This window comes from Kosmotoga sp., assembly GCF_982836095.1.
Genome location: NZ_CEYIHJ010000029.1, coordinates 8,334 through 14,564 on the forward strand (window position 1 = coordinate 8,334; position 6,231 = coordinate 14,564).

At 39.7% G+C, this 6,231-nt stretch carries 6 protein-coding genes; 3 read left to right on the top strand and 3 right to left on the bottom strand.

Annotation, left to right across the window (positions count from 1 at the left end; translation table 11 throughout):
* Window positions 1-404 (bottom strand): AmmeMemoRadiSam system protein A (gene amrA / locus AC3LHT_RS03465; RefSeq protein ID WP_488661992.1); only part of this gene is annotated, 404 nt, incomplete at its 3' end.
* Between the two features lie 8 nt (window positions 405-412).
* The gene (locus AC3LHT_RS03470) at window positions 413-1,435 is read right to left on the bottom strand and encodes a 6-phosphofructokinase (RefSeq protein WP_488661993.1); all 1,023 of its coding nucleotides are present in this window, start codon (window positions 1,433-1,435) and stop codon (window positions 413-415) included.
* 79 nt (window positions 1,436-1,514) lie between these two features.
* Here AC3LHT_RS03470 and rnr point away from each other — a divergent pair, with 79 nt between their 5' ends.
* Window positions 1,515-3,710, top strand: coding sequence for a ribonuclease R (gene rnr / locus AC3LHT_RS03475; RefSeq protein WP_488661994.1), 2,196 nt, complete (start codon window positions 1,515-1,517; stop codon window positions 3,708-3,710).
* 14 nt (window positions 3,711-3,724) lie between these two features.
* Here the strand turns inward: rnr and AC3LHT_RS03480 are convergent, their stop codons facing one another.
* Window positions 3,725-4,222, bottom strand: coding sequence for a ferritin-like domain-containing protein (locus tag AC3LHT_RS03480; RefSeq protein ID WP_488661995.1), 498 nt, complete (start codon window positions 4,220-4,222; stop codon window positions 3,725-3,727).
* A 180-nt stretch (window positions 4,223-4,402) separates the two neighbouring features.
* Between AC3LHT_RS03480 and AC3LHT_RS03485 the strand changes: the two genes are divergently transcribed.
* Entirely contained in the window at window positions 4,403-5,473 is a 1,071-nt protein-coding gene (locus tag AC3LHT_RS03485; RefSeq protein ID WP_290647175.1) for a tetratricopeptide repeat protein, read from the top strand.
* 33 nt (window positions 5,474-5,506) lie between these two features.
* The coding region (locus tag AC3LHT_RS03490) for a prepilin peptidase (RefSeq protein WP_488661996.1) at window positions 5,507-6,231 on the top strand (725 nt) is incomplete at its 3' end.

Consider the following 6,231-nt stretch of genomic DNA (forward strand, 5'->3'; position numbering starts at 1 on the left):
TTTGGAAGCAGGACACCACGCCGCCAACCTTTTTCAACGATAACACCGTATTTTATCGGGTCAAGATCATCAACAGAACATTCATGGGGCTCACTCAATACATCAATAGAAATGATAATGTCATTAAGCTCCTCTTTAGAAAGTGGATGGAATCTTGGATCTCTCGTTGCAGCAGCAATGGCATTGTCACGAATTTCTTCTGCAAGGGTATCTTTCGTTGGAAGAATGGTGCCAATGCAGCCTCGGAGGTCGCCATTTTTTTTGTGTAATGTGACAAAACAGCCTGCCTTTTTCGATGTTAACTCAGTAGAAAGCGAGCCAGGTATGTCTGGATAGACTCCCTGTATTATAAAAGACTCAAGTACTGTCCAAGCCCATTTCACATGCGGAGAATTCCCTTTCATAAAAATCACTATCCAAAGAAAATTTGTGCGAGCTTATAATAATCAAATGGAACAAATTTCTTTGTTGCGATTGCATATTGAAGGGGAATAGAAACAATATCATTTCCCTTCAACGCGACCATACGACCGAAATCCCGATTGATTACGAGCTTCATTGCGTGAACCCCGTATCTTGTTCCAAGAACTCTATCAAAAGCTGTAGGAGTGCCTCCTCTTAACAGATGCCCTAGAACCACCGAGCGGGTATCATAGCCCGTGCGTTCCTTGATAATTTCGGACAAGTAATGTGCAATTCCTCCCAATCTAATATGTCCAAAAGCATCTATTTCGTTTTTGTCACCAACGATATTTTCAAGTTCCGTAGGTTTAAATCCCTCCGCAACAGCTATGATCATATAACCTTTGTCTTCCATTCTCTTCTTAACATATTCGATTATTTCATCCAGCGTCATTGGGTACTCAGGAATGAGAATCAAATGAGCACCAGCAGCAAGTCCAGCTTCAATAGTGATCCAGCCAGCGTCCCGCCCCATCAGTTCAACAATGATCACCCTACCATGAGATTTTGCGGTAGAGTGAAGTCTGTCGATGGCATCAGCTCCAACGTTCACGGCAGTATGATACCCGAAGGTGAAATCCGTGTTAGACACATCGTTGTCAATTGTTTTGGGAACCCCAATTACATTATAACCTAACGATGAAAGCTTAGCTGCCACAGAAAGCGTGTCATCTCCACCGATAGCAATGATTGCATCAATTCCAAGTTGTTTTATGTTTTCTTCTAATTTTTTCCTTGACTCTTCATCTTTGAAGGGATTAGTCCTTGAAGTTCCAAGAATTGTACCACCGATGATATGTATTCCTTCAACATCATCATCAGTCAAAACGGTGTATTCAGGATTCACAAGACCTTTCCAACCGTGCATTATGCCGAGGATTTCAACATCATCTGGAGAAGATTTAACAATGCCCCTAATAACGGCGTTCAATCCAGGGCAATCTCCACCGCCTGTTAAGATTCCTATTCTCATGTTTATGCCTCCTATTTTTGATATCTTATACTTTATAATTATAACACGACAGGATCTTACATTAGAAAGGAGGAATAGAATGAAACTTACGAGGGATGAGCTATTGAAAGTAATATCTTCGCCAAAATATATCCCTGCGACTCTTACAGAGCTCGCAAAGAAATTGAAGATTCGAGATAAAAAAGAAAGGCAGGAATTACGTTCAATATTGAAAGAATTAGTGGAGACGGGAAGAGTTATCAAAGATTCACGTAGCAGGTATATTATTCCGGGCGAAAACATAACAACTGGAAACATAAGGTTTTCTCGAAAAGGGCTCGGAGCAATTGTTTTTACAGGAGAGGGTGAGCAGATTTATATTGGAGGCGAAGATACCGGTTTTGCTCTTGATGGGGATAAGGTGCTAGTTGAAAAGAGCGGGAGGTTTCGTGATATTGCTCGTGGAAGAATAATAAAAATCCTGAAACGCAAACGCGAAAAAATCGTCGGAACCTTTATAACAAAAGGCTTATTCGCTTTCGTAATTCCAGACGATACCCGTATAAAATTCGATTTCTATATTCCACCTGAACATTACAACAATGCCAGCCCAGATGAAAAAGTGGTGATCAGAATCACTAAATACCCGGCAAGAGGGCGAAATCCTGAGGGAATAGTTGAAAAAGTGCTTGGCACGGTAGACGATCCAGCAGTGGATCTGCCATCAATTGTTTTCAAACATGAACTTCCTGAACCTGGCTGGTTCCCTGAAGAAGTTTTAGAAGAAGCGAAAAGAGTATCTCGAGAACCAGGACCTTCTGAGAGGAAGAAGAGAAAGAACTTCACTAAAGAGCGGATTTTCACGATTGATGGTGAAGATGCAAAAGACTTTGATGATGCCATAGGCATAAAAAAGCTTCCAAACGGAAATTTCCTTCTTGGTGTTCATATTGCTGATGTTTCTCATTATGTGAAAGAAGGTTCCAAATTGGATCACGAAGCCTACGAACGAGGTACCTCTGTTTATTTACTAGATACAGTCATACCAATGCTTCCCTTCGAACTTTCAAATAATATCTGTTCTTTACGTGAAGGCGTTGATCGTCTGACCCTCTCATTGGAAATGGAAATCACTTCTATGGGGAAACTTGTGGACTACAAAATAAGTGAAGGTATTATACGTTCGGTGAGAAGATTGACATATAAAGAGGTGAACCGTTTTTTGCAGGGGGACAATGACCCACTATTGCAAAAAAAGCTTGCCCCTGTGAAGGATGAATTGCTAGTTGCAAGGGAATTAGCTAAAGCACTACGAGACTGGCGAAAAAAAAGAGGTTCGGTAATGGATATTTCATCAAGGGAAGCAAAAATAATCACGAACAAAAAGGGGCTGGTAATAGATATAGTTCCTCAAGAGCGCGGAGAATCTGAAGTCATGATAGAAGAATTCATGATCAGGGCTAACGAAACCGTTGCGGAAATATTTGCTGCTCAGGGACTCCCCTTCGTGTATAGAATACATGAAGAACCTGATTCTGATGCTCTATTCCAGCTGAAGAATTATCTGGAAGCCATCGGGTTGGAAATAAAAATGCCCAGAAATATTCATCCCAAAGCATTTCAGCAAATACTTGAAAAAACGAAGGATCACCCTTTGCATTCATCAATCGAGAGAGTAGTTGTTCGCTCGATGAAGAGAGCCATATATTCTGAGCAGAATTTAGGTCACTTCGGCCTTGCTTCAGAGGCGTATACGCATTTTACATCCCCTATAAGACGCTATCCCGACCTTATTGTACATAGATTGCTGAGAAAACTGATAAAAGAAAGTACATTTAGCCATAAAGAGATTGAAAAATACGAAGAAGTCCTACCAAAAATAGCCGATCACTGCTCAAAGCGCGAAAGAATAGCGAACGAAGCAGAATGGGATTTGCTGGATATGAAAAAAGTAGAATATATGAGTTATCATATAGGAGAACGCTTTGAGGCTGTAATAACAGGCGTTACGAAATTCGGGCTTTTTGTCGAAATTCCCGAAAAATTGATTTCCGGTCTCGTCCATATCTCTACCCTTGATGATTACTATGAGTTTGATGAGAAATCAAACATCCTGGTGGGAAAGCACAGAAATAGGATCTTTCGAATAGGTGATGAACTCATTGTTCAAGCTGTAAGGGCAGATAAAACAACCATGGAAATTGATTTTGTGATAGTTGAAAAAGAGGAGAAATATATTCCAAGGAAAACAAAATCGCGAAAAAAATCTTCAAAAAGAAAAAAGAGGGCCCATTAAAAGGCCCTCTTTTATCAATAAAGTGGTGTGAATCCCTGGTCACCCCAATATTCCTTCATCAGATCATTGTATAACTTGAAAAGATTTTTCTGATGTTCTCTTTCCCAGCGCGCTAAATCATTGAATATCTGCCTTAATTTTTCAGAGTCCGTCTTTTTCGCAGAGTCATTGTAAAAGTCTGCAAAATCCTTTTCAATAAGATAAGCTGTTCTCAGTACTGAGAGGTCACCAACGACATTGTCGATAGAAATGCCTTTGAGCTCTGTTTTTGTTCTTTCTACAAATATATTCATTGGCGGTAGAGAAGTGATGTTTATTTCATCGCCACGGCTTACATTCTCGATGAGGCTCATAATATAGTTCACATGCTGGCGTTCCATTTCTTCGAGAGTTTCAAATGTTTCTCTAACATTGGGGGTTTTTACAGCATGTTTTTTATCTCTGTAAAATTCCATTCCTTCCCTTTCTCTAACAAGTGCGAATTTCAATATACCAATAATTTTCTCGTTCATGGAACCACCTCCAATAAAAACTTAACACAATGCCATTCATTGCCAAAACAATTAACAACAGTATGTATTTCACTGTGAGTTCACTTTCACGTCGTTAAAAGAAAGGTGAGACTGATGGTTAAGTATGGTATATTTAATCTAAGGAGAGATTTGCATTTTGAACTCGCAGGAGGGATGTTTATGGAAGTTTACAGGATTATTCATAAAACACATGTATATGATATTGATCCCTTGGTGCCTTTTGCCATAGCTGTTGTTGACTTGATCTATGACAGAGACCTTGCCGCTGCGCATGAGGACCTTTCTGGTACGGGGCTTGAAAAATCGCTGGGAACTATTGGAAAGCTAAGCGAGAACTTTGAGTGTATTACCCCTAATTTATATGCACCGATCGGACCTGAGGAATTCAGTGATTATCTCAATGAAGCCGAAGTTAAATTATCGATGATGAAGCAGGGGACTTTTGAAGGCTTGCATGACCGTATCATGACCCTTGCCGATCGTGGCGAATACGATGTGGCTCAACGATATCTTGATATTATCTACCAAGAGGGTGTGGACAAAGATATTGTTGCAGAATTAAAAGGCACTTTCTATATCGAGCAAGGTGAGATAAAAAGAGGCATAGAGTGGCTGAAAAAGGCTCTTGATGAAAATCCTTCTTTAGTTTCTGCATATTCAACACTTGGCCAAACCTATTTCAACCAGGGAAAATATGATGAAGCGATAAAATGCTGGGAGAAAGAATTGGAACTTGTTCCCAATCATATAGTTACCTATTTTATGCTTGCTGATGCTTACAGCCTTGCTGGTGAAAAAGAAAAAGCGGTGGAAATTTTGCAAAAGCTTGTTGATAATGATCCAAATAATTTGCTTGCGAAGTACCAGCTTATGGAATTGTATGAAGAGCTGAAAAATATTGAAAAAGCCAGGGAACTAGAAAAGCAGATACTTGAAGCGGAGCCTACCTATACGAACGACATAGAAATCTGGGCAAGAGTACAATTCAAAAACGGAAACTATATCCGGGTTAAAAAAATCGTTGAAAAAGCTATCGATCAATCCCCGGGGTTTGAATATCTGAAAATTTTGCTTGTCATTCCGGAAATTAAACTTGGAAACAAGGAAAGCGCGAAAAAAATAATGCGAGAATTTCTAGACGAAAAAGTGTGGTATTATTACGGAAAGAAGGAACTCTTTGAAGAGTTTTTAACTCCTGAAGAAAGGAAAGTCTGTGAATTAGTTAAGTAGAGATATAGAATAGACATAATATGGTGGTTAAATATGCCTGTGATTTTCTTCCTTTTAGGACTTGTTTTTGGTAGCTTTTTTAATGCTGTAATCTTTCGATTACCACGAAAAGAATATTCCATCAATAAACCGAGAAGAAGTATCTGCCCAAAGTGCAAGCATATTCTCTCCTGGAAAGACAACATTCCTCTCATAAGTTATTTGCTCTTGAAGGGAAAATGCCGCTATTGCGGAGCCAAAATTCCTTTGAGATATCCCATTGTTGAAGGCCTTACGGCACTTTTGTTTACTGTTAATTCGCTATTTTTCCCGCTTCAACAGGCTATTGCTTTGTGCGTGATTGTATCCGGGCTGATTATTTCTTCTTTCATAGATCTTGAACACTATCTGATACCCGATACCGGCATTGTGTTAGTAGGCATTGGCGCGGCTTTGTATTCTTTCTTTTCCCATCAATTTCCTGAGGTTCTCATCGAAGCTGCAATTGTTACAGGGTTAATGGTAGCGTTTTTCGCTATATCAAATGCTATAAGAAAAGATTCTTTTGGGTTTGGCGATGTTGAGCTAATAGCCGTTCTTTCCCTTGCAGTTGGATTATTTGGATCTTTGTTTATAATACTTTTCGCATCGGTTTTTGCCCTTCTTAGCTACGCCGTGGTGACCGCTGCGAAAAAAAAGAACTTCGACCGCAAAACAATGATTCCCTTTGGGCCTTTTATTTCCCTCGGAGGATATGTAACACTGCTCCTCATAAACCA